The following is a 223-nucleotide window of genomic DNA, read 5'->3' on the forward strand; positions in this document are numbered from 1 at the left end:
GCAGTGGCCGGTGCTGGGCCTGGCCGCGATCGTGGGCGTGATGAGTTCGGTGATCCCCTACGGCCTGGAGATGGTGGCCCGGCGCAGCATCCCAGCGAGCGTCTTCGGCATCCTGATGAGCCTCGAGCCCGCCGTCGCCGCCCTCGCAGCCCTGGTCATCCTGCACGAGCAGCTCAGCTGGTCCGAGGTCGTCGCGATGGCGTGCGTGATCGTCGCGTCGTGG

General features: G+C 70.0%; 1 protein-coding gene. It reads left to right on the top strand.

Annotated features, from left to right (window positions below):
• Nucleotides 1-223 (top strand): EamA family transporter (locus BN358_RS24135; RefSeq protein ID WP_157593501.1); only part of this gene is annotated, 223 nt, incomplete at both ends.

The organism is Sedimentibacter sp. B4 (assembly GCF_000309315.1).
Taxonomy (GTDB): Bacteria; Bacillota; Clostridia; order Tissierellales; family Sedimentibacteraceae; genus Sedimentibacter; species Sedimentibacter saalensis.